The sequence below is a fragment of the Caballeronia sp. ATUFL_F1_KS4A genome (assembly GCF_023630905.1).
Lineage (GTDB): Bacteria > Pseudomonadota > Gammaproteobacteria > Burkholderiales > Burkholderiaceae > Caballeronia > Caballeronia zhejiangensis.
Genome location: NZ_JALQEB010000013.1, coordinates 109,401 through 132,535, shown reverse-complemented (window position 1 = coordinate 132,535; position 23,135 = coordinate 109,401). Strand labels below are relative to the sequence as shown.

Below are 23,135 nucleotides of genomic sequence, written 5' to 3'. Positions count from 1 at the left end.
AGGTAAAGCGATGTTTGGCGAGAAGTTTGTCGGTCGGCAAAGTCCGATGGTGCTCGTGCTTGGGCTGGGTGAATCCGGTCTGGCGATGGCGCGCTGGTGCGCCAGGCACGGTTGCCGCCTGCGGATCGCCGACACGCGCGAAGCGCCGCCGAATCTCTCCGAACTCGCGATCCACAAGATCGATGCGGATTTCGTCGGCGGCGCGTTCACGCCCGCGTTGCTCGATGGCGGCATCGAACTCGTCGCGATCAGCCCGGGGCTGTCGCCGCTCGCGGATGACCTCGCGCCGCTGATCGCTGCAGCGAAAGAACGCGGCATTTCCGTCTGGGGCGAACTCGAACTGTTCGCGCAGGCGCTCGCCGGACTCGGCGCGAACGGCTATGCGCCTAAAGTCATCGCGATCACGGGCACGAACGGCAAGACCACCACGACCGCGCTCACCGGCCTCTTGTGCGAGCGCGCGGGCAAGTCGGTCGCGGTCGCGGGCAACATCAGCCCGGCGATGCTCGACAAGCTGACCGAAGCCATCGACCAGACCGCGCTGCCCGATGTCTGGGTGCTCGAACTGTCGAGTTTCCAGCTCGAAACCGCGCATACATTCGCACCGGATGCCGCCGCGGTGCTGAACATCACGCAGGATCATCTCGACTGGCACGGCGGGCTGGACGCCTACGCCGCCGCGAAAGGGCGCATCTTCGGCCCGGCCACGACGCGCGTGCTGAACCGCGACGACAGCCGCGTCATGAAGCTCGCGGCGAACGTCGCGCAACATCGCGTCGTGACGTTCGGACTGAACGAGCCGCTGAATGTCGGCGACTACGGTTTGCTGCGCGATAACGGCATGCAGTGGCTCGTCGTTGGCATCGATCAGGACGCGTCGGAAGAGACTGCGACTTCGCGTCGCCGCAAGAAGGACGAGGCCGAGCCGAACCTCGTTTCCAAGCGTCTGATGCCCGTCGACGCGCTGCGCGTCCGCGGTCTGCACAACGCGGCGAACGCGCTCGCAGCGCTGGCGCTGGCTCGCGCGATCGATCTGCCGCTCGCGGCGCTTTTGCACGGCTTGCGCGAGTATCGCGGCGAGCCGCATCGCGTCGAAGTGATCGCGCAGATCGACGGCGTCGATTATGTCGATGACAGCAAAGGCACGAACGTCGGCGCGACGGTCGCCGCGCTCGACGGCCTCGCGCAACGCGTCGTGCTGATCGCCGGCGGCGACGGCAAGGGCCAGGATTTTTCGCCGCTCGAAGCGCCGGTCGCACGCTGGGCGCGCGCCGTGATGCTGATCGGCCGCGACGCGGCACGCATCCGCGAAACGCTGGCATCGACGAATGTCGAATTGCAGGATCACGCGACGCTCGAGGAAGCGACGAACGCCGCCGCGAAAATCGCGGAAGCCGGCGACGCCGTGCTGCTTTCGCCCGCGTGCGCGAGCCTCGACATGTTCAGGAACTACGCACATCGCGCCGACGTGTTTCGCGGCGCGGTCGAAGATATCGCCGCCGCGCGGGGAGTGATGCTATGAGCTGGTCGGAACGCTTCGGATCGAAACTTACCGGACAGCGCAACGCCATGCCCGGCGACTCGCTCGCGGGCCGCTCGAATTCGGGCACGCGCGGCGGCATTTCGAGCGCGGTCAACGGCGTGCGCCCGGCGCGCTCGCGCATGCTCGACTACGACTATTCGCTGTTGTGGGTGATGATCTCGCTGCTCGGCCTGGGCATCGTGATGGTGTACTCGGCGTCGATCGCGATGCCGGATTCGCCCAAGTACGCGAGCTATCGCGACTATCACTTCCTCGTGCGTCACCTCGTTTCGATCACGACGGCGCTCGTCGGCGCGACCATCGCGTTCAAGATTCCGATCAAGACGTGGGAAAAGTACGCGCCGAAGCTTTTTCTCGTCGCGCTGGCGATGCTCATCATCGTGCTGATTCCGCACGTCGGCAAAGGCGTGAACGGCGCGCGCCGCTGGATTCCGCTCGGCATCACGAACATGCAGCCGTCGGAGATCATGAAGCTCGCGGTGACGATCTACGCTGCGAACTACACCGTGCGCAAGCAGGAATTCATGCACAGCTTCGGCAAGGGCTTTCTGCCGATGGCGGTCGCGGTCGGCGCGGTCGGTGCGCTCTTGCTGCTCGAGCCCGACATGGGCGCGTTCATGGTGATCGCCGCGATCGCGATGGGCGTGCTGTTTCTCGGCGGCGTCAACGGCAAGCTGTTCGGCGGCCTCGTGCTGACGGCGGTGGGCACGTTCACGATGCTCGTGTGGCTGTCGCCGTGGCGTCGCGAGCGGATCTTCGCGTACCTCGATCCGTGGGACGACCGTTACGCGCAAGGCAAGGCGTATCAATTGACGCACTCGCTGATTGCGTTCGGGCGCGGCGAGTGGTTCGGCGTCGGCTTGGGCGGCAGCGTCGAGAAGCTGAACTATCTGCCGGAAGCGCATACCGACTTCATTCTCGCGGTGATCGGCGAGGAGCTCGGTTTCGTCGGCGTGATCTGCGTGATCCTGCTGTTCTACTGGATCGTGCGCCGCGCGTTCGAGATCGGCCGTCAGGCGCTTGCGCTCGATCGCACATTCGCCGGTCTGATGGCGAAGGGCGTCGGCATCTGGTTCGGCGCGCAGACGTTCATCAACATGGGCGTGAATCTCGGTCTTCTGCCGACCAAGGGTCTCACGCTGCCGCTCGTGTCCTACGGCGGCTCGGGCATTTTGCTGAACTGCGTCGCGCTGGCGGTGTTGCTGCGCGTCGATTACGAAAATCGCGTCTTGATGCGCGGAGGAAAAGTATGACCGCGCAACGCGACCGCACCTTGATGGTGATGGCGGGCGGCACCGGGGGCCACGTGTTCCCGGGGCTCGCGGTCGCGCACTGGATGCAGGCGCACGGTTGGCGCGTCGTGTGGCTCGGCAATGCGAGCGGCATGGAAGCGACGCTCGTGCCGAAGCACGGCATTCCGATGGAATACGTGCGCTTCGGCGGCGTGCGCGGCAAGGGCGTCAAGACCAAGCTGATGTTGCCGGTGAATCTGCTGCGCGCATGTTCGCAAAGCCTCGCCGCGCTGCGCCGCGTGAAGCCGGACGTCGTGCTCGGCATGGGCGGCTATATCACGTTTCCGGCGGGCATCATGACGAAGCTCGCGGGCTGCCCGCTCGTGCTGCACGAACAGAACTCCATCGCGGGGCTCGCGAACAAGGTGCTCGCGCATCTCGCAAAGCGCGTGCTCGTCGCGTTTCCCAATGCTCTGCCGAATGCAGAATGGACCGGTAATCCGATCCGTGCGGAACTAACGAGCGCATTGCCACCCAAAGAACGCTACGCCGCGCGTTCGGGACGCCTGAACGTGCTCGTCGTCGGAGGCAGTCTCGGCGCTGCCGCGCTCAACGAAACCGTGCCCAAGGCGCTCGCGATGCTCGCATCGGAAGAGCGCCCGCGCATCGTGCATCAGGCGGGCGCGAAGCATATCGAAGCACTGGAAGCGAACTACGCGGCTGCGGGTCTCACGCGCGGTGAAGACCTGCAACTCGTGCCGTTCATCGAAGACATGGCGAGCGCCTATGCATCGGCGGATCTCGTCATCTGCCGGTCGGGCGCGATGACCGTCTCGGAAATCGCCGCGGTCGGCGTGGCGGCGCTCTTCGTGCCGTTCCCGTTCGCCGTCGACGATCACCAGACGACCAACGGCGCGTTCCTCGCGAAGAACGGCGCGGCTGAACTGATACAACAACGCGATCTGTCGGCGCAAAAGCTCGCCGACTGGTTACGCGTACAGACGCGCGACACGCTCGCGGCTATGGCCGAGCGCTCGCGCGCGCTGGCGAAACCGGACGCGACCGAAAAAGTCGCGAGCATTTGCGCCGACGTGGCCGGCGCGCGTTTCGACGCGCAAGCTCGGGAGGCACACTAAATGAAGCACATCGTCAAACATATACATTTCGTCGGGATCGGCGGCGCGGGCATGAGCGGGATCGCCGAAGTGCTGCTCAATCTCGGCTATCACGTGAGCGGATCCGATCTTTCGAACGGCGCGGTCACCGAGCGTCTGCGTGCGCTTGGCGCGCGCGTCGAGATCGGTCATCACGAGCAGAACATCGAAGGCGCGAATGCGGTGGTCGTTTCGACGGCCGTGCGTCCCGACAATCCAGAAGTGCTCGCGGCGCGGCATCGCCGCGTGCCGATCGTGCCGCGGGCCGTGATGCTCGCGGAACTCATGCGCCTGAAGCAGGGCATCGCCATCGCCGGCACGCACGGCAAAACGACGACGACTTCGCTCGTCGCGAGCGTGCTGGCGGCGGGCGGGCTCGATCCGACCTTCGTCATCGGCGGGCGGCTGAACAGCGCGGGCGCGAACGCGCGTCTCGGCACGGGCGATTTCATCGTCGCTGAAGCCGATGAGTCGGACGCTTCGTTCCTGAATCTTTTCCCGGTGATCGAAGTCATCACGAACATCGACGCCGATCACATGGACACCTACGGCCACGACTTCGCGCGGCTCAAGCAGGCGTTCATCGAGTTCACGCATCGGCTGCCGTTCTACGGCATTGCCGTGCTATGCGTCGACGATCCGAACGTCCGCGAAATCCTGCCGTTCGTGTCGAAGCCGATCATCCGCTACGGTCTCGGCGCGGAAGCGCAAGTGCGCGCGGTGAACGTCGAGGCGCGCGACGGCCGCATGCATTTCACGACGCTGCGTGAAGACGCGCCGTCGCTCGACATCGTGCTGAATCTGCCGGGCACGCATAACGTGCAGAACGCGCTCGCGGCAATCGCGATCGCGACTGAACTCGAAGTCGCGGATGCCGATATCCAGCGTGCGCTCGCTGAATTCAACGGCGTAGGCCGTCGCTTCCAGCGTTACGGCGAAGTGAGCGCGGCGAGCGGCGAAGGCGCGTACACGCTCATCGACGACTACGGTCATCACCCGGTCGAAATGGCCGCGACGATCGCGGCGGCGCGCGGCGCGTTTCCGGGGCGGCGTCTCGTGCTCGCGTTCCAGCCGCATCGCTATACGCGCACGCGCGACTGTTTCGAGGATTTCGTGAAGGTGCTGTCGACGGTCGACGCCCTCGTGCTCACCGATGTCTATGCCGCCGGCGAAGCGCCCATCGTGGCCGCCGACGGCCGGGCGCTCGCGCGTGCGATCCGCGTCGCGGGCAAGGTGGAGCCGGTGTTCGTCGAGACGATCGACGAAGTGCCCGACGCGGTGACGACCATCGCGCGCAACGGCGACGTGGTGATCGCCATGGGCGCGGGTTCCATCGGCGGAGTGTGCGGCAAGCTGGCTAACCCCCAGCCTCAGTAAGAGCAAGACCATGAGCAATCAAGTGAATCAAATCGATCCGAAAGTCTTCGGCAAAGTCGCGGTGCTGCTCGGTGGCAATTCCGCCGAACGCGAGGTCTCGCTCAATTCCGGGCGCCTCGTGCTCGAAGGCTTGCGCGAGGCGGGCATCGACGCGCACGCGTTCGATCCGGCGCGGCATCCGCTTTCTGATCTCAAGGCGCAAGGCTTCGTGCGCGCGTTCATCGCGCTGCATGGCGGTTACGGCGAGAACGGGCAACTGCAGGGCGCGCTCGATTTCTACGGCATCCGCTATACGGGCAGCGGCGTGCTCGGCTCGGCGCTCGGCATGGACAAGCTGCGCACGAAGCTCGTGTGGCAGCAGACCGGCATTCCCACGCCGCCGTTCGAAACCGTCTTTCGCGGCGAAGACTACGCGGCGCGCGCGCAGGACATCATCGCGAAGCTCGGGCTGCCGCTCTTCGTCAAGCCGGCGAGCGAAGGATCGAGCGTCGCGGTCATCAAGGTGAAGAGCGCGGAGACGCTCGTGCCCGCGCTCGAAGAAGCGGTGAATTACGACAAGATCGTGATCGTCGAGAAGAGCATCGAGGGCGGCGGCGAATTTACGTGCTGCATCGCGGGCGATCTCGACTTGCCGGTCATCAAGATCGTGCCGGCGGGCGAGTTCTACGACTATCACGCGAAGTACGTCGCGGACGACACGCAATACCTGATTCCGTGCGGCCTGACCGAAGCAGAAGAAACGCGCATGAAGCAGCTGACGAAGCGCGCCTTCGAGATTCTCGGCTGCACCGACTGGGGTCGCGCGGACTTCATGCTCGACTCGGACGGCAACCCGTATTTCCTCGAGGTGAACACGGCGCCCGGCATGACCGATCACTCTCTGCCGCCGAAAGCCGCGCGCGCGGTCGGCATCAGCTACAAGGATCTCGTCGTGAAAGTGCTGTCGCTCACGCTGAAGAACTAGGTCGATCACACACAGGACACGAACAAGCGAAACCATGTGGAACAACGTTCGCCAACTCAACCTCGCCGCCAACGGGCTGCACGTCGTGCTCGTGCTGCTGCTTCTCGGCGCCGCGGGGTACTGGGCGATCCAGCGTCCCGAGTTTCGCCTGCGCGAGATTCAGATCGACGGGGATACGGCGCACATCAGCTCGCCGGTCGTGCGGGCAAGCGTGATCGGTCATCTGAAGGGCAACTACTTCACGGTCGATCTCGATGCGGCGCGCGCCGCGTTCGAGCAGGTGCCGTGGGTGCGCCACGCGAGCGTGCGCCGCGTATGGCCGAACGCGCTCGCGGTGACGCTCGAGGAATACAAGCCGCTCGGCACGTGGGGGAACGATCAACTGGTGAGCGTGGACGGCGATCTCTTCACCGCGAATCAGGGCGAACTCGACGACGATCTGCCCGCGTTCGACGGCCCCGAGGGCACGGCGAAGGAAGTGGTCGCGCGGTATCACGATTTCGAGAAGTGGTTCGCGCCGCTCGACGCGAAGCCGGAAGAAGTCACGCTGTCGCCGCGCTTCGCGTGGACGGTCAAGCTGTCGAACGGCACGCAGGTCGAACTCGGACGCGAGCGTAATCAGGACACGCTGAACGACCGTTGCAAGCGTTTCGTCGCGTCGTGGCCGTCCGTCACGGGACGCTGGGGGAAGGACATCGAATATGCGGATTTGCGGTACCCGAACGGCTTTGCCATACGAGCCGCGAACATGCGCTTCATCAACGACACCGACAAGGCCAAGAAGTAAGCAGACATCACAGGCATGAGCACGCTATGAGCAAAGACTACAAAGACCTGCTGGTTTCCCTCGACATCGGAACGTCGAAGGTGGTCGCGATCGTCGCCGAATTGAAGGGCGAAGGCCACTACGAGGTAATCGGACTCGGTCAGAGCGACTCGAAGGGGTTGAAGAAGGGCGTCGTGGTCAATATCGAGGCCACGGTGCAATCCATCCAGCGCGCGCTCGAAGAAGCCGAACTGATGGCGGATTGCAAGATCACAAACGTATTCACCGGGATCGCGGGCAGCCATATCCGCAGCTTCAATTCGAGCGGGATGGTCGCGATCAAGGACAAGGAGGTCACGCAGGCGGATGTCGCGCGCGTGATCGAAACGGCCAAGGCGATCAACATCCCGACCGATCAGCAGGTGCTGCATATCCTCACCCAGGAATTCATCATCGACGGGCAAGAGGATGTGCGCGAGCCGATCGGCATGAGCGGCATCCGCCTCGAAGTGAAGGTGCACATCGTGACGGGCGCGGTGAGCGCGGCGCAGAACATCGTGAAGTGCGTGCGCCGCTGCGGCCTCGAAGTGAACGACCTCATTCTGCAGCCGCTCGCGTCGTCGCTTGCGGTGCTGACCGAGGACGAGAAGGAACTGGGCGTGGTGCTCGTCGATATCGGCGGCGGCACGACGGACATCGCCATCTTCAGCGAAGGCGCGATCCGACATACGGCGGTGATTCCCATCGCGGGCGATCAGATCACGAGCGACGTCGCGATGGCGCTGCGCACGCCGACGCCGGATGCGGAAGACATCAAGGTGAGCTACGGCATCGCGAAGCAGGCGCTCGCTGATCCGGACGAAATGATCGAAGTGCCGGGGCTGGGCGAGCGCGGTCCGCGCACGCTGTCGCGGCAGGCGCTGGCGGCGGTCGTGGAGCCGCGCGTCGAAGAGCTGTTCTCGCTGGTGCAGCAGGTCGTGCGCGAGTCGGGCTATGAAGAACTGCTGTCGAGCGGCGTCGTGCTGACCGGCGGCGCGGCGATGATGCCCGGCATGGTCGAGCTCGGCGAAGACATCTTCCTGAAACCGGTGCGCATCGGCGTGCCGGAATACGCGGGCGGCCTTGCCGATGTCGTGCGCAATCCGCGCTATTCGACGGCAATGGGCCTGCTCGCCGAAGGACGCTCGCAACGCATGCGCGGCCGCAAGGTCGCGGTACAGAACGGTTCGATGGGACAAGTCTTCTCGCGGATGAAAGACTGGTTCCTCGGGAATTTCTAAGCAATACGCAACACGCAACAAAAAGAATTTCGCGCCGGTACCGGCGGCTGGTGCGCGACAAGGGGTTGCCCGATCTCTCGTCGAATAACGCCGATCTTCATTCTTGACGGAGGCAACATGGATTTCGAAATGCTGGAAACGGAAACCAACGGAACGATCATCAAGGTCGTGGGCGTTGGTGGTGCTGGCGGCAACGCGGTTCAGCACATGATCAACCGCGGCGTGCAGGGCGTCGACTTCATCGTGATGAACACCGACGCGCAAGCGCTCGCCCGTTCGCGCGCGCCGGCGGTTCTGCAACTGGGCATGACCGGTCTCGGCGCTGGCGCGAAGCCGGAGAAGGGCAAGGAAGCGGCGGAAGACGCGCGCGAGCGTATCGCCGACGCACTGCGCGGCGCGCACATGGTGTTCATCACCGCGGGCATGGGCGGCGGCACGGGCACGGGCGCGGCGCCGGTGGTCGCGCAGATCGCCAAGGAAATGGGCATTCTCACCGTTGGCGTCGTGAGCAAGCCGTTCGAGTTCGAAGGCGGCCGCCGCATGCGCGTCGCGGAAGCGGGCTCGCAGCAACTGGAGGATCACGTCGACTCGCTGATCGTCGTGCTGAACGACAAGCTGTTCGAGGTGATGGGCGATGACGCCGAGATGGACAAGTGCTTCCAGTGCGCGGACGACGTGCTGAACAACGCTGTCGCCGGTATCGCTGAAATCATCAACGTCGATGGTCTCGTGAACGTCGACTTCGAAGACGTGAAGACGGTGATGGGCGAGCAGGGCAAGGCGATGATGGGCACGGCGACGGTTGCCGGCGTCGATCGCGCGCGTCTCGCCGCGGAACAGGCGGTCGCGAGTCCGCTGCTGGAAGGCGTGGATCTGTCGGGTGCGCGCGGCGTGCTGGTGAATATCACGTCGAGCCGTTCGCTGCGTCTGTCGGAAACGCGTGAAGTGATGAACACCATCAAGTCCTACGCAGCCGACGATGCAACGGTCATCTTCGGCGCCGTGTACGACGACGCGATGGGCGACGCGCTGCGCGTGACGGTGGTGGCGACGGGCCTGGGCCGCGCGGCGAAGAAGCAGCAGCAAGCGCCGATGACCCTCCTGCGCACGGGCACCGACAATCAGCCGGTCGCACACGCGCATCACGCCGCCGCGCACAATTCGTACGGTACGCAGCACGGTCAGAGCACGACGGATTACGGTCAGCTCGACACGCCGGCAGTGTGGCGCTCGACGCGTGAAACGGCGGCTTCGCACGTGCAGGCGCTGCAGGAAAAAGGCGTCGATACTTACGACATTCCGGCGTTCCTGCGCAAGCAGGCGGACTGAGCGAAGCGCACGTTATTTGCTGCTGAGTTCGTGACGAAGCGGCACACCGCGTGCACGCGCTGAACGTCCGGCGCGCACGACGCAGGCTTCGCGTGGGACGACTGTCCAAGGCCGCGTCCTGATGCAAAATGGACGCCGGGCCGTGGCCAGCCGACCTCCACGAATCTGCCCCTGACGTCGAGGAAGGCAGAGTGAAGCCGAAATCGCTGCGCAGACTTTCGGCGCGGTTGCGGGACGATGCGATCGCGAGGATGTCCGCGAGCACTGATGAGGGAAGGACCGAGCATGATCAAAGTGGGTGAAACGTTGCCCGACGTGCGTCTCTTCGAGTTCGTCGACGAGGCCACCGAGGGCTGTGCCGTGGGACCGAATGCGTTCCCGGTGCGCGAGCGGAGCGCAGGCAAGCGCGTGGTGATCTTCGGATTGCCGGGCGCGTTCACGCCGACCTGCTCCGCCAGACACGTGCCCGGCTATGTCGAAGCGGCGGCGGATTTGTCCGCGGCAGGCATCGACGAAGTCTGGTGCGTTTCCGTCAACGACGCGTTCGTCATGAACGCGTGGGGACGCGATCTTCAAACCGCGGGCAAGGTGAAGATGATTGCGGACGGCAGTGCGCGTTTCACTCAGGCACTCGGACTGGATCAGGATTTGTCCGAGCGTGGCATGGGAATCCGTTCCCAGCGCTACGCGATGGTGGTCGACGACGGCGTGGTCAAGACGCTGAATGTCGAAGCGCCCGGCAAGTTCGAAGTCAGCGACGCTCGCAGTATCCTGGCGACGTTGCGCTGAGTGCAGCGGCGCGCCGCGTTGCCCGCGCGCAACGCTTGAAGCGCCCTCGCATTGAGCTGCAATTTGGGGCCGATGACCGGAAATGCCTCCATTCCGGCCATCGGCCCGTTCTACTTCACAAATCCTTCGCCTTGGCGTAACACAGGGAAACAGTTGATACCACCTGGATCAGGACGGCATGCGGCGAATGGAGTATAATTCGACCTATTAGAATTTAACGCACGATTAATTTCCTTTATAGGATCTTGAATCGGAAAGAACATCATGTTGAAGCAGCGAACAATCAAGACCGTCGTCAAAACCGTGGGGATCGGGCTCCATTCCGGCCGCAAGGTCGACCTGACCCTGCGCCCAGCGCCGATCGGGACGGGCATCGTCTTTTCGCGTATCGACCTGCCCGAGCCGGTCGATATTCCCGCGTCCGCGATGGCGATTGGCGACACGCGTCTCGCTTCCGTGCTGCAGAAGGACGGCGCGCGCGTCTCGACCATCGAGCATTTGATGTCGGCGTGCGCGGGCCTCGGCATCGACAATCTGTATGTCGATGTGACCGCCGAGGAAATCCCGATCATGGACGGCAGCGCGGCATCGTTCGTGTTTCTGATTCAATCGGCGGGTATCGAAGAGCAGAACGCGCCGAAGCAATTCATCAAGGTGACGAAGCCCATCGAAGTACGCGACGGCGACAAATTCGCGCGCCTCGAACCGTATTTCGGCTTCAAGCTGAGCTTCACGATCGATTTCCGCCATCCGGCCGTCGACAAGACCGGTCAGGCGCTCGAAGTGGATTTCGCGACCACGTCGTATGTGCGTGAAATCGCGCGCGCCCGCACGTTCGGCTTCGCGCATGAAGTGGAGATGATGCGCGAACTGGGGCTCGCGCGCGGCGGCAGCATGGACAACGCGATCGTGCTCGACGAGTACCGCATCCTCAACAATGACGGCCTGCGTTACGACGACGAATTCGTGAAGCACAAGATGCTCGACGCGATCGGCGACCTGTACGTGGTCGGCCGTCCGTTGCTGGCGTCGTACAAGGCGTACAAGGGCGGTCACGCGATGAACAACATGCTGCTGCGTGAGTTGCTCGCGAACGAAGACGCTTATGAAATCGTCACATTTGAAGATACGAAAACCGCACCGCGCGGTTTCGGTTTCGACACGCAGACCGCGTTTGCTTAACTGAAAGCCTCAACGGATGAACAAAAATGAGCGGCCGGGCGCCGCTCATTTTTTTTGTCCGCGCGCCTGATGCCGCGCCGCCATCCGCGCGAGCGCTTCCTGTAGAGGCGACGGCTCGAGCGAGGCCGCCAGATCATGCAGCGCCGACGCGCCCGCCGCCGACATGCGCGCCTGCTTCGGCGGCGCGGATTCTTTCATCGGCTGCGGACGGACGCGGATTTTCAGCGCGTTGACGGCCCAGCCGCGTTGTTGCAGGTCGGAAAGCAGACGCGGCTCGATATGCCGCAGCCGCGCCGCCAGCGCGTTGTGCGCGGCGAAAAGCGCGAGGACTCCGTCCTTGATGAAACCCGGTTCCACGTTCGACGCCAGATAATCCGGCAAAAGCGAGCTCAGATCGCGCTGCAGCGCCGCCACTTGCTCGACGCCCGCGCGCAACGCGCGGAACGCATCGGTGCGATCGAGGACGTCGGCGACGGCTTGCGGCCGCCGCGGATCGAAACCCGATCTTGAATTCGTAGAAAAGCGGCTCATTTTTGTATAGGCGCAGGCCCGACGGAACGGTCCGATTGTACGCGAGGCGGCCCGTTGCTTTGGGCGGGGAAACGAGTTTCGCCCGAGCTTTCAGCGGGTTGACTGTCGCGTTCCGTCTACGCACGCGCGGGCACGCCGACGCAAGGTCTGCCAAACTCACATGCTAAAATTCCCGATTCGAATTTCACCTTATGGACTTAAGTCGCCGAGGTTCTCCGAGCCCGGACGCAGCTTTGTGCTGTGGCCGTCCGAAGCCGCGACGCAGACACTGATCCGATGACGACCGGTTTCCTTCAGAAGATTTTTGGCAGCCGCAATCAGCGGCTGGTCAAGCAGTATCAAAAGACCGTTGCGGCAATCAATGCCCTCGAGCCGACCGTCGAGAAGTATTCGGACGACCAGCTGCGCGCCAAGACCGATGAGTTCCGCCAGCGCGTCGCGGGCGGCGAATCGCTCGACGTGATCCTGCCCGAGGCGTTCGCGGTCTGCCGCGAGGCGAGCAAGCGCGTCCTGAAGATGCGCCACTTCGACGTGCAGCTCATCGGCGGCATGGTCCTGCATTACGGCAAGATTGCGGAAATGCGTACCGGCGAGGGCAAGACGCTCGTCGCGACGCTCGCCGCGTATTTGAATGCGCTGTCGGGCCGCGGCGTGCACGTCGTGACGGTGAACGACTACCTCGCCCAGCGCGATGCCGAATGGATGGCGCGCCTCTACAACTTCCTCGGTCTGTCGTGCGGCGTGAATCTGTCGCAGATGGAACACTCGCAGAAGCAGGAAGCGTACGCGGCGGACATCACGTACGGCACGAACAACGAGTTCGGTTTCGATTATCTGCGCGACAACATGGTCTACGAGACCAACGCGCGCGTGCAGCGGCCACTCAATTTCGCGATCGTCGACGAAGTGGACTCGATCCTCATCGACGAGGCACGCACGCCGCTCATCATCTCCGGTCAGGCTGAAGATCACACCGATCTCTACGTGCGCATGAACGCGCTGCCGCCGCTGCTCGAGCAGCAGATCGGCGAAGAGAAGGCCGACGGCACCGGCGTCGAAAAGCCGGGCGATTACACGCTCGATGAAAAAGCGCGTCAGGTGTTCCTGACCGAATCGGGCCACGAGAAGGCCGAGCGCCTGCTCGCCGAGTGGGGTTTGATCGGCGAAGGCGAGAGTCTCTACGCGCCGCAGAACATCACGCTGATGCACCACATCTATGCCGCGTTGCGCGCGCATACGCTTTTCCTGCGCGATCAGCACTACGTGGTGCAGAACGGCGAAGTCGTGATCGTCGACGAATTCACCGGCCGCATGATGACCGGCCGCCGCTGGTCGGACGGTCTGCATCAGGCGGTCGAAGCGAAGGAACACGTCCAGATTCAGGCCGAGAACCAGACGCTCGCGTCCATCACGCTGCAGAACTATTTCCGCATGTACTCGAAGCTGTCCGGCATGACCGGCACGGCGGACACGGAAGCCTACGAATTCAACGAAATCTACGGCCTCGAAACGGTCGTGATTCCGACCAACCGTCCGCCGAAGCGCGTCGACAAGCAGGATCAGATCTACAAGACGTCGAAAGAGCGTTACGACGCGGTGATTCGCGACATCCGCGATTGCGTCGAGCGCGGTCAGCCGACGCTCGTCGGCACGACGTCGATCGAAGCGTCCGAATTGCTGTCGCATCTGCTCACGCAGGCGGGCGTGAAGCACGAAGTGCTCAACGCGAAACAGCACGCGCGCGAAGCGGCGATCGTCGCGGAGGCGGGCCGTCCGGCCGCCGTCACGATCGCGACGAACATGGCCGGCCGCGGCACGGACATCGTGCTTGGCGGCAACGTCGAGAAGCAGGCGTCGTTCATCGAAGCGGACCTCTCGATCCCCGAGAACGAGAAAGCCGCGCGCATCCAGAAGCTGCACGACGAATGGCAGGCGCTGCACGATCACGTGAAGGCGGCGGGCGGTCTGCATATCATCGGCACCGAGCGTCACGAGTCGCGCCGTATCGACAACCAGCTGCGCGGCCGCGCGGGCCGTCAGGGCGATCCGGGTTCGTCGCGCTTCTATCTGTCGCTGGACGATCCGCTTCTGCGCATTTTCGCGGGCGACCGCGTGCGCGCGATCATGGATCGCCTGAAGATGCCGGAAGGCGAGCCGATCGAAGCAGGCATGGTCACGCGTTCGATCGAAGGCGCGCAGCGCAAGGTCGAAGCGCGCAACTTCGACATCCGCAAGCAACTGCTCGAATACGACGACGTCGCGAACGATCAGCGCAAGGTCATCTATCAGCAGCGTAACGAACTGCTCGAAGCGAACGACGTGCAGGAAACCATCGCGGCGATGCGTCAAAGCGTGATCGGCGACGTCGTGCGAACCTTCGTGCCGGCGGGCAGCATCGAAGAGCAGTGGGAAGCGCCGGAGCTGGAAGAAGTGCTGCGCAACGACTGGTCGCTCGATCTCGCGGTTCAGGAGATGATCAACGAGTCGAATTCGATCGACGCGGAAGAAATTTGCGAAGCCGTGCTCGCCGCCGCCGACGAAGCGTACGAAGCGAAGGTCGCGATGGTCGGCCGCGAATCGTTCAGCGCGTTCGAGCGCTCGATCATGCTGCAGACGCTCGATAGCCGCTGGCGCGAGCATCTCGCCGCGCTCGATCACTTGCGGCAGGGCATCCATCTGCGCGGCTATGCGCAGAAGAACCCGAAGCAGGAATACAAGCGCGAGGCGTTCGAACTGTTCGCCGCGATGCTCGACGCCGTGAAGCAGGAAGTCACGCGCGTCGTGATGAACGTGCAGATCCAGTCGCCGGAGCAGCTCGAAGAAGCCGCCGAGCAGTACGAAGAGAAAGGCAGCCATCTGGAAAACGTGTCGTTCACGCACGCGGAGTTCAACGCGCCGGCCGCCGAGCCGACGCCCGCCGCGGCGGCGGCGAGCGCCACCGCGCAGATGGTCAGCCAGGCGATGGCCGCCGGCGACGACATCAGCGTGGCGACGCGTCCTTCGGACGACGTGCCGAAGGTCGGCCGCAACGATCCGTGCCCGTGCGGCAGCGGCAAGAAGTACAAGAACTGTCACGGCAAGCTGGTGTAATCGGCTCGTGACCTGACGAACAAGCGACGCAGCGATGCGTCGTTTGTCTTTGCAGCATCCATCCTTCACGGCGCCGGTTCGAATCCGCTGGCCGGCGTCAGTCTTTCATCATGTGCCGGTTCGATGAGCCGGCATTCGCCACTTTCAGCGAGACGCGAACATGGCCGTCAACTTCCCCTCGATCGATCCCGCAGCGCTTCATCCCGTCCCCGGCGTCACGCTCGGTTACGCGGAGGCGAACATTCGCAAGCCCAATCGCAAGGACGTGCTCGTCATTCGCGTCGATGAAGGCGCGAGCGTCGCGGGCGTTTTCACGCAGAATCGCTTCTGCGCCGCGCCGGTTACGGTCTGCCGTGAGCATCTCGCGGCGGCGGGCCAAGGCGGCAAGGGCATTCGTGCGCTCGTCGTGAATACGGGCAACGCGAACGCGGGCACCGGCGAGCCGGGCATGGCGCACGCGCGCGAAACCTGCGCGGAGCTCGCGCGTCTCGCCAATCTCGATGCGCAGCAAATCCTGCCGTTCTCGACCGGGGTGATTCTGGAGCCGCTGCCGATCGATCGCCTGAAGGCCGGTCTGCCCGCCGCGCTCGCGAATCAACAAGCCGCGCACTGGTTCGACGCCGCGCAAGCGATCATGACGACCGACACGCTGCCGAAGGCGGCGTCGCGCCAGGTAACGATCGACGGTCACGTCGTCACGCTGTCGGGCATCAGCAAGGGCGCGGGCATGATCCGCCCGAACATGGCGACGATGCTCGGCTTCCTCGCATTCGATGCGAACGTCGCGCAGCCGGTCCTCGATCAGCTCGTGAAGCACGTCGCGAATCGTTCGTTCAACTGCATCACGATAGACGGCGATACGTCCACCAACGATTCGTTCATCCTGATCGCGTCGGGGAAGTCGTCGCTGCCCCCGATCACATCGACGGATTCGCCCGCGTACGCCGCATTGCGCGACGCCGTGACCGAAGTGGCGCAGGAACTCGCGCAACTCATCGTGCGCGACGGCGAAGGCGCGACCAAGTTCATGACGATCACGGTGGAGGGCGGCCAGGACGCGGCGGAGTGCCGTCAGATTGCCTACGCGATCGGCCATTCGCCGCTCGTTAAGACCGCGTTCTACGCGTCCGATCCGAACCTCGGCCGCATTCTCGCTGCGATCGGTTATGCGGGCGTAACGGATCTCGATGTCGGCAAGATCGATCTTTATCTCGATGACGTGCTGGTCGCGAAAGCCGGCGGGCGCAATCCCGCGTACAAGGAAGAAGACGGCCAGCGCGTGATGAAGAAGAGCGAGATCCTGATTCGCGTCGTGCTCGGGCGCGGCGACGCGCAAGCGACCGTCTGGACCTGCGACCTTTCGCATGATTACGTGAGCATCAACGCCGACTATCGCTCCTGAACGCGGACAACTCGATGGATAAACTCGAACAATTTCTCACGCGCGCCGAAGCGGTGCTGGCGCGCATCGAAGGCATGTTGCCGCCCGCCGCGCCCGATATCGACTGGGAATCCGCGGTGGCGTTTCGCTGGCGCAAGCGTCAGGGACGCGGCTTCCTGCAACCCGTTTCCGCCATCTCGCAGATCTCGCTCGACGACCTTCAGAACATCGATCGTCAGAAATCGCTCATTCAGCAGAACACGCAACAGTTCGTGAACAAGCTGCCCGCGAACAACGTTCTGCTGACGGGCGCGCGCGGCACGGGCAAGTCGTCGCTGATCAAGGCGTGTCTGAACGCGTATGCGAAGGACGGCTTGCGCCTGATCGAAGTCGACAAGGACGATCTGCATGATCTCGGCGATATCGTCGATCTGATCTCCACGCGGCCCGAGCGTTTCATCGTCTTCTGCGACGATCTCTCGTTCGAGGAAGGCGAGTCGGGCTACAAGGCGCTGAAGGTCGCGCTCGACGGCTCCGTCGCCGCGCAATCGGACAACGTGCTCATCTACGCGACGTCGAACCGCCGCCATCTGTTGCCCGAATACATGAGCGACAACGAGACGTACAAGCACACGTCCGACGGCGAGATTCATCCCGGCGAAGTGGTCGAAGAAAAGATTTCGCTTTCCGAGCGCTTCGGCCTTTGGGTCAGCTTCTATCCGTTCAAGCAGGACGACTATCTGTCGATCGTCGGACACTGGCTGAAGCACTTCGGCTGCGCCGACGCCGAAGTCGAAAGCGCACGCGGCGATGCGCTCGTGTGGGCGCTCGAACGCGGATCGCGCTCGGGCCGCGTGGCGTGGCAATTCGCGCGCGACTGGTCGGGACGCAAGCAATGACCGATGCGAAGCCGGACATCGCGCCCGATGGCCGCAAGGTGACCGAAGTGGCCGTCGGCGTGATGGTGCAGCACGACGGGCGCTATCTGCTTGCGCAGCGGCCCGCGGGCAAACCGTATGAAGGTTACTGGGAGTTTCCCGGTGGCAAGCTGGAGCCGGGCGAGAGCATCGAGGCGGCGCTCGGTCGCGAACTGCACGAGGAACTCGGCATCGATGTCACCGCGTGCCAGCTCTGGCGCACGCTGGAGCATGATTATCCCCATGCGTACGTGCGGCTTTTCTTCTGCAAGGTGACGGAGTGGAACGGTTCGCCGGTCGGCCGCGAAGGTCAGGCGATCGCCTGGCAGACGCTTCCCGTCGAGGTCGCGCCGCTCCTGCCGGCAGCCATTCCGATTCTGGAATGGCTCGAAGAGGAAGAGCGCGAATAACGGCGCTCAGTTGAGTCCGCCGCGATTGTCTTCGTCCGGCGGCGTTTCCTGCGAATTACCCGCGATCTTGTACTTCTCGGCCGCCCACGCGCCGAGATCGATCTGCTTGCAGCGCTCGGAACAGAACGGGCGAAAGCGGTTTTCGGGAACCCAGCGGACATCCTTGCCGCAGGTCGGACATTTGACGACAGTGGTCATGACGAATACGAATTGAGCCGGTTACGGACGATATTTGACCACATGAGGCCAAACCGTTCCGATTCAAAGGCTGCAAAGCGTCAGATGAAACGGCACGTCGACATCGACGGCGCGCGGTTTCAGATCGCCGTCCTGCACCGTGAAGCGCACCCACAGCATGTACTTGTTCGCGCTTGCTTCCGGAATCACGCGCGTGTCCGGTGAGACGCGCACTTGCATCAGCTGATACGTGCGGCCGGACAACATCTGCTGGTAGCTGCCCTGCATCGCCATGACTTTCGATGCCTGACCCGACTCACGCGCGAGCCGCAATACGATGGCCGCCGCGTCGCGCAACGCGAGCATGGGCATGACCCACTTCGCGATGTCCTGGCGGCGCTCCTCGACCGGCAACTGCTGCCAGGCGTAATACGACGGCAAATCGAACTTGCACGTTCCGCCGGGAATGATCGTGCGGCTACGGATGCTCGCGAGCCATTCGTTGTCGGCGAGATGCTGGCCGGTCTTGCCGTGCATTTCGGTGAGGCCGGCGAGCGTCTGCTCTATTTCGCCGAGCACGGCTTCGAGCGCTTCCTGTTCGATGCCCGGATTGCCGCGAAACGGCGCGAGCGTTTGCCGCTGCCGTTCCAGTTCCTTCATGAGGTCGGCTTTGAGGTCCGTGCGGCCAGCGACTTCCGCGATCTCGAAGAGCGTCGTGAGTGCAACGTGATGTTCTCGCGCGTCTTCCTGAGTCAGAAAGAACGTGAAGCGCTCGAACAGGTCTTCGAGGCGCAGCAGCGTCCGGATTCGCTCGTTGAAGGGATACTCGTAAAGGATCAAGCGCGCTCGCCTCGGCGTGGGTCGGTTGCTTCCATGAGCGGAAGTGAGCACATTCTAATGCCGCATCCTCACCCTAGCAAATCGGGCCATATTCGGGCGCCGAATGGCTCGTTTCGGCGGAAAACGGGGAACTTTTCGACGATTTCGCTAACTCAGGCGATCGCCGTCGCGTCATGCGGACGCAAGCGAAAGATAACGGCCGTGCAGTGTTTCGACTTGCTGCGCGAGCGTGTCGAGCGTGGCGGTTTCATCGTTGAGCACAATGTCGTCGGCAGCCGCGAGACGCGCTTCGCGAGACGCCTGCTTCGCGATGATCGCGAGTACCTGTTCGCGCGTGAAGCCGTTGCGCCGCATGACGCGAGCGATCTGCGTCTCGAGGGGGCAATCCACCACGAGCACGCGCGACACGCGGCTCGCCCATTCACCGGACTCGACGAGCAAGGGCACCACGACGATGTGATACGCGCCCTGCGCCGCGAACCGCTGGCGTTCCGTCTCGGCGCGAATCAGCGGATGAACGATGCCTTCGAGGCGCGCCTTCGCGGTGTCGTCGGCGAAGACGAGCGCGCGCATCTTCGCGCGATCGAGCGAGCCGTCCGCCGCGATGAATCCGTCGCCGAATTCGCTCGCGATGAGCGGCATCGCGACGCCGCCCGGCGCCGTGATTCGATGCGCGATAAGGTCCGTGTCGATCAGCGGCACGCCGCGCGCTGCGAAGAGATCAGCGACCGTGCTCTTGCCGCTGCCGATGCCGCCGGTAAGACCAATGCTGAACATCCGTTGCTCCGTTCGGTTCGATCAACCTAACAATGCATAAAGCGGCGTGCCGATGAAAAGCGTGATCGCGCCGCCCGCCGCGAGAAACGGTCCGAACGGCAACGGCTCTTCGAAACGCATGCGCTTGCGCCACGTCGCCACGATGCCGAACGCGGCGCCCGCGACGGCCGCGATCAGAAGCACTTGCGCGAGCGCCGACCATCCGAGCCACGCGCCGATCGCGGCGAGCAGCTTGAAGTCGCCGTAGCCCATGCCTTCCACGCCGCGCACGAGCTTGAAGAGCCAGTACACGCACCACAGGAACAGATAGCCTGCGACTGCGCCCGTCACGGCGTCGTGCAGCGTCGCGAATCCGCCTTCGCCGAAATTGACGAGAAGCCCGGCCCAAAGCAAGGGCAGCGTCAGCACATCGGGAAGATAGCGTGTGTCGTAGTCGATGAGCCCTGCCGTCAGCAAGGCCGCGCATAGACCGAACGCGGCCAGCGCGGGCCACGTGGGACCGAACGCGTAAAGCGATAGCGCCGCCAGCGCGCCGGTCGCGAGTTCGGTCAGCGGATAGCGCGGGCTCACGCGTGCGCCGCATGCCGAGCAACGTCCGCGCAGGGCCAGATAGCTGATGACGGGAATGTTTTCCCACGCGCGCAGCACGTGCTTGCAATGCGGGCACGCGCTGCGCGGCACGGCGAGATTGAAGCGCTCGGGATAGGGATCGGCGGCGGCGAATTTGGTGGCATCGGACGCCTCGGGAATGGCTGCGTCGACTTCCGCGCGCCACGCGCGTTCGAGCATGACGGGCAGACGATGCACGACGACAGTAAGAAAACTGCCGATCACGAGGCCGAACACGATGGCGAACCCGTACTGCACGGCCACGGGCAGCGCCGCGAACGCCGCCAGATAGCGGCTCGCGAAATGCGCGGCGGTCGGATCGAACGAAGGCTGCATGATGGACGAACGGTTGCTTTGGCCCGCGATGCTACACCACGTTGCCGAGCTGAATGACAGGAAGATACATCGCGATGACAAGGCCGCCCACGAGCGCGCCCAGCACCGCGATGACGATCGGCTCGCAAAGACTCGCGAAGCCGCCGATGCGCTCGTCCACCTGACGGTCGGCGAGCGTGGCTAGATCGAGAAGCATCGCATCGAGCGAGCCTGATTCTTCGGCGACCGCGATCGGCTGCACGACGTCCTGCGGAAAGCATCCGACGGCGCGCATTGCGGCCGCGAGACGCTCGCCGTTGTGCAGGCGCGCGGCGATGTCGACGGTGGCGCGGTCGAACACGCGGTTTCCTGTGGCATGCGTGAGTGAGTTGAACGCATCCGACAGCGGCGTGCCCGCCGAGAGCAGCGTGCCGAGCGCGCGGCTCCATCGCGCGACCGCGAGCGAGCGCAGCAGCTTGCCTGCAAGCGGCAGGCGCAGCGCGGCGTGATCGGCGGCGGCGCGTGCATCGGGCGAACGCTTCATCCAATTCCATCCGATGAATACCGCAGATGCGGCTGCAATCCCGAACGGCACGCCGACATTCGCGACGCCGTCCGAAAGCGCGAGCACGAAACGCGTCGGCGCGGGCAGCGCGGCGCCGAAGCCGTCGAAGATCGTCTTGAAGGTCGGCACGACGCCGATCAGCAATCCCGCCGTAATCGCGAGCGAAAGCAGCAGCACCATCACGGGATAGGTGAGCGCGGCGCGCAATCTGGCCCGTTGCGACGCCGCCCGCTCGCGGTCGTCGGCGAGGCGGGCGAGCACCGTCGGCAACGCACCCGCGACTTCACCGACCGAAACCAGCTGGCAGTACAGCGTGCCGAACGCAGCCGGATGCCGTGCCAGCGCGCCCGAGAATGGCACGCCGCGCGTGATATCGCGGGCCAGCGCGCGCACGATGCGCGGCATTCCGCTGGCGGACGCGCTGCCGGCGAGCAATTCGAGCGCGCCGACGAGCGGCAGTCCCGCGCGCAGCAGGCCGGCGAGCTGTCGCGTGAAGACGGTCACGTCGGCGGTCCGCGCTTTGGGCGGCGGCGCGGCGCCGAGCGTTTCGAGCAAGGTGACGATCACGCCTTCGCGCCGCAGCGACGCGCGGGCCGCGAGTGCGTCGGCGGCGATGATCTTTCCCCGCATCGGCTGGCCTTCGCTGTCCATGCCGCGCCACGCGAAGCGCAGTTCGAGCGCGTCGTTCATCATTCGATCTCCGTCGCGTCGACTGCTTCGGCGACGCTCGTTACGCCTTCGCGCACGCGCGCGAACGCCGCATCGCGCAACGCGGGCATGCCTTGCGCCTGCGCCGCGCGCGCGATCGCATGCGTCGCGGCGCGCGAGACGATCAACTCGCGCAGTTCATCCGATACCGGCATCACCTGGTGCACGCCGACGCGCCCGCGATAACCGACGCCATGACACGCCGGACAGCCGCGCGGCTCGAACGGATGAAACCCGTCCGCGAGCGCCAACGCCGACGGCGCGCGGCAGAACTCGCACAGCTTGCGCACGAGCCGTTGCGCGGTGACGAGCTTGAGCGCCGACGCGAGGTTGTAAGGCGCGACGCCGATATCGATGAGACGCGCGATCGCGGCGGGCGCATCGTTCGTGTGCAAGGTCGAGAGCACGAGATGGCCCGTTTGCGCAGCCTTCACCGCGACGTCCGCCGTTTCCGCGTCGCGTATTTCGCCGACCATGATGACATCCGGATCCTGACGCATGAACGCGCGCAGCGCCACGGCGAAGGTCAGTCCCGCCTTTTCGCGCACGCTCACCTGATTGATGCCCGCAAGTTGAATTTCGACAGGATCCTCGACCGAGCACACGTTGCGGGCTTCCGCGTTGAGCATCTGGAGGAAGCAGTAGAGCGATACGGTCTTGCCGCTGCCGGTCGGGCCGGTCACGAGGACGAGACCGTGCGGCACGCGAATCGCCGATTCGACCGCGCGGCCTTGCGCGTCGTCGAGACCGAGCGAGGCGAGCGAAAGGTCGGGCGGCAGCGCTTCGAGCCGCCGCAGCACGAGTTTTTCGCCAAAGAGCGTCGGCAGCGAATTGACGCGATAGTCGCCGATCCGCCCGCCCGGCAGATTCAGCCGCAGCCGGCCGTCCTGCGGCACGCGCCGCTCGGCGATGTCCATTCGCGCCAGCACCTTGATCCGCGTGACGAACGCATCGCGCAAATGGGGCGGCGGGCGCTTCAATACGTGCAACGCGCCATCGACGCGCAGCCGGATGCGCCATGCGCGCTCGGACGGTTCGACATGGATATCGGACGCGCCGCGCTCGGCGGCTTCGCGCAAGGTGTCGGTGAGCAGCGAGACGGCGGGCGTCTCGTGGTCGGATGGCGTTTCGCGGAAGGAAGGGGAAATCATGGCGTCGGCGGTCGAGTCGAGATGATCCGATGATCCCGTCCTCGGCCG

General features: G+C 64.3%; 21 protein-coding genes. 14 read left to right on the top strand and 7 right to left on the bottom strand.

From position 1 onward, the window contains the following. The first annotated feature begins 10 nt into the window (after window positions 1-10). The 10 genes from murD to lpxC all read left to right on the top strand — a co-directional run bounded on the left by murD (window position 11) and on the right by lpxC (window position 11,616). Window positions 11-1,522, top strand: coding sequence for a UDP-N-acetylmuramoyl-L-alanine--D-glutamate ligase (gene murD, locus NCS03_RS12140; RefSeq protein ID WP_250529212.1), 1,512 nt, complete (start codon window positions 11-13; stop codon window positions 1,520-1,522). Next, a complete protein-coding gene (gene ftsW, locus NCS03_RS12135; protein WP_008342990.1) occupies window positions 1,519-2,796 on the top strand; it encodes a putative lipid II flippase FtsW in 1,278 nt (425 codons plus the stop codon). Before murD ends, ftsW begins: the two co-directional genes overlap by 4 nt. Then, a complete protein-coding gene (gene murG, locus NCS03_RS12130) occupies window positions 2,793-3,911 on the top strand; it encodes an undecaprenyldiphospho-muramoylpentapeptide beta-N-acetylglucosaminyltransferase (RefSeq protein ID WP_239295172.1) in 1,119 nt (372 codons plus the stop codon). The genes ftsW and murG overlap by 4 nt, the downstream gene beginning before the upstream one ends. Next, window positions 3,912-5,306, top strand: coding sequence for a UDP-N-acetylmuramate--L-alanine ligase (murC, locus tag NCS03_RS12125; protein ID WP_034471448.1), 1,395 nt, complete (start codon window positions 3,912-3,914; stop codon window positions 5,304-5,306). 22 nt (window positions 5,307-5,328) lie between these two features. Beyond that, complete coding sequence (locus NCS03_RS12120; RefSeq protein ID WP_008342984.1) at window positions 5,329-6,270, top strand: D-alanine--D-alanine ligase; 942 nt, start codon at window positions 5,329-5,331, stop codon at window positions 6,268-6,270. Window positions 6,271-6,304: 34 nt separating this feature from the next. Continuing rightward, window positions 6,305-7,057, top strand: coding sequence for a cell division protein FtsQ/DivIB (locus tag NCS03_RS12115; protein WP_008342982.1), 753 nt, complete (start codon window positions 6,305-6,307; stop codon window positions 7,055-7,057). A gap of 26 nt (window positions 7,058-7,083) precedes the next feature. Next, window positions 7,084-8,316, top strand: a complete 1,233-nt coding sequence (gene ftsA, locus NCS03_RS12110) for a cell division protein FtsA (protein ID WP_008342980.1) — start codon at window positions 7,084-7,086, stop codon at window positions 8,314-8,316. Between the two features lie 117 nt (window positions 8,317-8,433). After that, complete coding sequence (ftsZ, locus tag NCS03_RS12105; RefSeq protein ID WP_008342979.1) at window positions 8,434-9,645, top strand: cell division protein FtsZ; 1,212 nt, start codon at window positions 8,434-8,436, stop codon at window positions 9,643-9,645. Between the two features lie 285 nt (window positions 9,646-9,930). After that, window positions 9,931-10,434: a peroxiredoxin gene (locus NCS03_RS12100; RefSeq protein ID WP_034471682.1), complete on the top strand. Its 504-nt coding sequence runs from the start codon at window positions 9,931-9,933 to the stop codon at window positions 10,432-10,434. A gap of 264 nt (window positions 10,435-10,698) precedes the next feature. After that, the gene (lpxC, locus tag NCS03_RS12095) at window positions 10,699-11,616 is read left to right on the top strand and encodes a UDP-3-O-acyl-N-acetylglucosamine deacetylase (RefSeq protein WP_008342975.1); all 918 of its coding nucleotides are present in this window, start codon (window positions 10,699-10,701) and stop codon (window positions 11,614-11,616) included. 45 nt (window positions 11,617-11,661) lie between these two features. Here the strand turns inward: lpxC and NCS03_RS12090 are convergent, their stop codons facing one another. Beyond that, window positions 11,662-12,147 carry a DciA family protein gene (locus tag NCS03_RS12090; protein WP_008342974.1) on the bottom strand — a complete coding sequence of 162 codons (486 nt, stop codon included), beginning with the start codon at window positions 12,145-12,147 and terminating at the stop codon, window positions 11,662-11,664. Window positions 12,148-12,423: 276 nt separating this feature from the next. Between NCS03_RS12090 and secA the strand changes: the two genes are divergently transcribed. From secA to NCS03_RS12065, 4 genes are all read left to right on the top strand, one after another. Further along, window positions 12,424-15,237 carry a preprotein translocase subunit SecA gene (gene secA, locus NCS03_RS12085; protein WP_284504348.1) on the top strand — a complete coding sequence of 938 codons (2,814 nt, stop codon included), beginning with the start codon at window positions 12,424-12,426 and terminating at the stop codon, window positions 15,235-15,237. 160 nt (window positions 15,238-15,397) lie between these two features. Next, on the top strand, window positions 15,398-16,639 hold the full coding sequence (gene argJ / locus NCS03_RS12075; protein ID WP_239295170.1) for a bifunctional glutamate N-acetyltransferase/amino-acid acetyltransferase ArgJ: 1,242 nt from the start codon (window positions 15,398-15,400) through the stop codon (window positions 16,637-16,639). Window positions 16,640-16,653: 14 nt separating this feature from the next. Next, window positions 16,654-17,517: an ATP-binding protein gene (locus NCS03_RS12070; protein WP_008342970.1), complete on the top strand. Its 864-nt coding sequence runs from the start codon at window positions 16,654-16,656 to the stop codon at window positions 17,515-17,517. Next, window positions 17,514-17,945 (top strand): NUDIX domain-containing protein, encoded by a 432-nt coding sequence (locus NCS03_RS12065; RefSeq protein ID WP_008342968.1) that lies wholly within the window; start codon window positions 17,514-17,516, stop codon window positions 17,943-17,945. The genes NCS03_RS12070 and NCS03_RS12065 overlap by 4 nt, the downstream gene beginning before the upstream one ends. Window positions 17,946-17,951: 6 nt before the next feature. On the opposite strand, the gene yacG is transcribed toward NCS03_RS12065, so the two are convergent. The 6 genes from yacG to NCS03_RS12035 form a co-directional block, all read right to left on the bottom strand. After that, complete coding sequence (gene yacG / locus NCS03_RS12060) at window positions 17,952-18,143, bottom strand: DNA gyrase inhibitor YacG (RefSeq protein WP_008342966.1); 192 nt, start codon at window positions 18,141-18,143, stop codon at window positions 17,952-17,954. A gap of 63 nt (window positions 18,144-18,206) precedes the next feature. Next, complete coding sequence (zapD, locus tag NCS03_RS12055) at window positions 18,207-18,962, bottom strand: cell division protein ZapD (protein ID WP_008342965.1); 756 nt, start codon at window positions 18,960-18,962, stop codon at window positions 18,207-18,209. A gap of 171 nt (window positions 18,963-19,133) precedes the next feature. Then, entirely contained in the window at window positions 19,134-19,739 is a 606-nt protein-coding gene (coaE, locus tag NCS03_RS12050; RefSeq protein ID WP_175982748.1) for a dephospho-CoA kinase, read from the bottom strand. 21 nt (window positions 19,740-19,760) lie between these two features. Then, complete coding sequence (locus tag NCS03_RS12045; protein WP_175982749.1) at window positions 19,761-20,684, bottom strand: prepilin peptidase; 924 nt, start codon at window positions 20,682-20,684, stop codon at window positions 19,761-19,763. A 31-nt stretch (window positions 20,685-20,715) separates the two neighbouring features. Continuing rightward, window positions 20,716-21,921 carry a type II secretion system F family protein gene (locus NCS03_RS12040; protein ID WP_034471457.1) on the bottom strand — a complete coding sequence of 402 codons (1,206 nt, stop codon included), beginning with the start codon at window positions 21,919-21,921 and terminating at the stop codon, window positions 20,716-20,718. Beyond that, window positions 21,918-23,087, bottom strand: coding sequence for a GspE/PulE family protein (locus tag NCS03_RS12035; protein ID WP_250529211.1), 1,170 nt, complete (start codon window positions 23,085-23,087; stop codon window positions 21,918-21,920). Before NCS03_RS12035 ends, NCS03_RS12040 begins: the two co-directional genes overlap by 4 nt. Between the last annotated feature and the right edge of the window lie 48 nt (window positions 23,088-23,135).

Excerpts from the sequence above, each read along its gene's own strand:
- NCS03_RS12065 (WP_008342968.1), top strand. The coding sequence starts at position 17,514 with ATGACCGATGCGAAGCCGGACATCGCGCCCGATGGCCGCAAGGTGACC.
- NCS03_RS12040 (WP_034471457.1), bottom strand. The coding sequence starts at position 21,921 with ATGATGAACGACGCGCTCGAACTGCGCTTCGCGTGGCGCGGCATGGAC.
- ftsZ (WP_008342979.1), top strand. The coding sequence starts at position 8,434 with ATGGATTTCGAAATGCTGGAAACGGAAACCAACGGAACGATCATCAAG.
- coaE (WP_175982748.1), bottom strand. The coding sequence starts at position 19,739 with ATGTTCAGCATTGGTCTTACCGGCGGCATCGGCAGCGGCAAGAGCACG.
- NCS03_RS12115 (WP_008342982.1), top strand. The coding sequence starts at position 6,305 with ATGTGGAACAACGTTCGCCAACTCAACCTCGCCGCCAACGGGCTGCAC.
- murG (WP_239295172.1), top strand. The coding sequence starts at position 2,793 with ATGACCGCGCAACGCGACCGCACCTTGATGGTGATGGCGGGCGGCACC.
- NCS03_RS12090 (WP_008342974.1), bottom strand. The coding sequence starts at position 12,147 with ATGAGCCGCTTTTCTACGAATTCAAGATCGGGTTTCGATCCGCGGCGG.
- ftsW (WP_008342990.1), top strand. The coding sequence starts at position 1,519 with ATGAGCTGGTCGGAACGCTTCGGATCGAAACTTACCGGACAGCGCAAC.
- ftsA (WP_008342980.1), top strand. The coding sequence starts at position 7,084 with ATGAGCAAAGACTACAAAGACCTGCTGGTTTCCCTCGACATCGGAACG.
- lpxC (WP_008342975.1), top strand. The coding sequence starts at position 10,699 with ATGTTGAAGCAGCGAACAATCAAGACCGTCGTCAAAACCGTGGGGATC.
- NCS03_RS12100 (WP_034471682.1), top strand. The coding sequence starts at position 9,931 with ATGATCAAAGTGGGTGAAACGTTGCCCGACGTGCGTCTCTTCGAGTTC.
- murC (WP_034471448.1), top strand. The coding sequence starts at position 3,912 with ATGAAGCACATCGTCAAACATATACATTTCGTCGGGATCGGCGGCGCG.
- NCS03_RS12045 (WP_175982749.1), bottom strand. The coding sequence starts at position 20,684 with ATGCAGCCTTCGTTCGATCCGACCGCCGCGCATTTCGCGAGCCGCTAT.
- yacG (WP_008342966.1), bottom strand. The coding sequence starts at position 18,143 with ATGACCACTGTCGTCAAATGTCCGACCTGCGGCAAGGATGTCCGCTGG.
- argJ (WP_239295170.1), top strand. The coding sequence starts at position 15,398 with ATGGCCGTCAACTTCCCCTCGATCGATCCCGCAGCGCTTCATCCCGTC.
- NCS03_RS12035 (WP_250529211.1), bottom strand. The coding sequence starts at position 23,087 with ATGATTTCCCCTTCCTTCCGCGAAACGCCATCCGACCACGAGACGCCC.
- secA (WP_284504348.1), top strand. The coding sequence starts at position 12,424 with ATGACGACCGGTTTCCTTCAGAAGATTTTTGGCAGCCGCAATCAGCGG.
- NCS03_RS12070 (WP_008342970.1), top strand. The coding sequence starts at position 16,654 with ATGGATAAACTCGAACAATTTCTCACGCGCGCCGAAGCGGTGCTGGCG.
- murD (WP_250529212.1), top strand. The coding sequence starts at position 11 with ATGTTTGGCGAGAAGTTTGTCGGTCGGCAAAGTCCGATGGTGCTCGTG.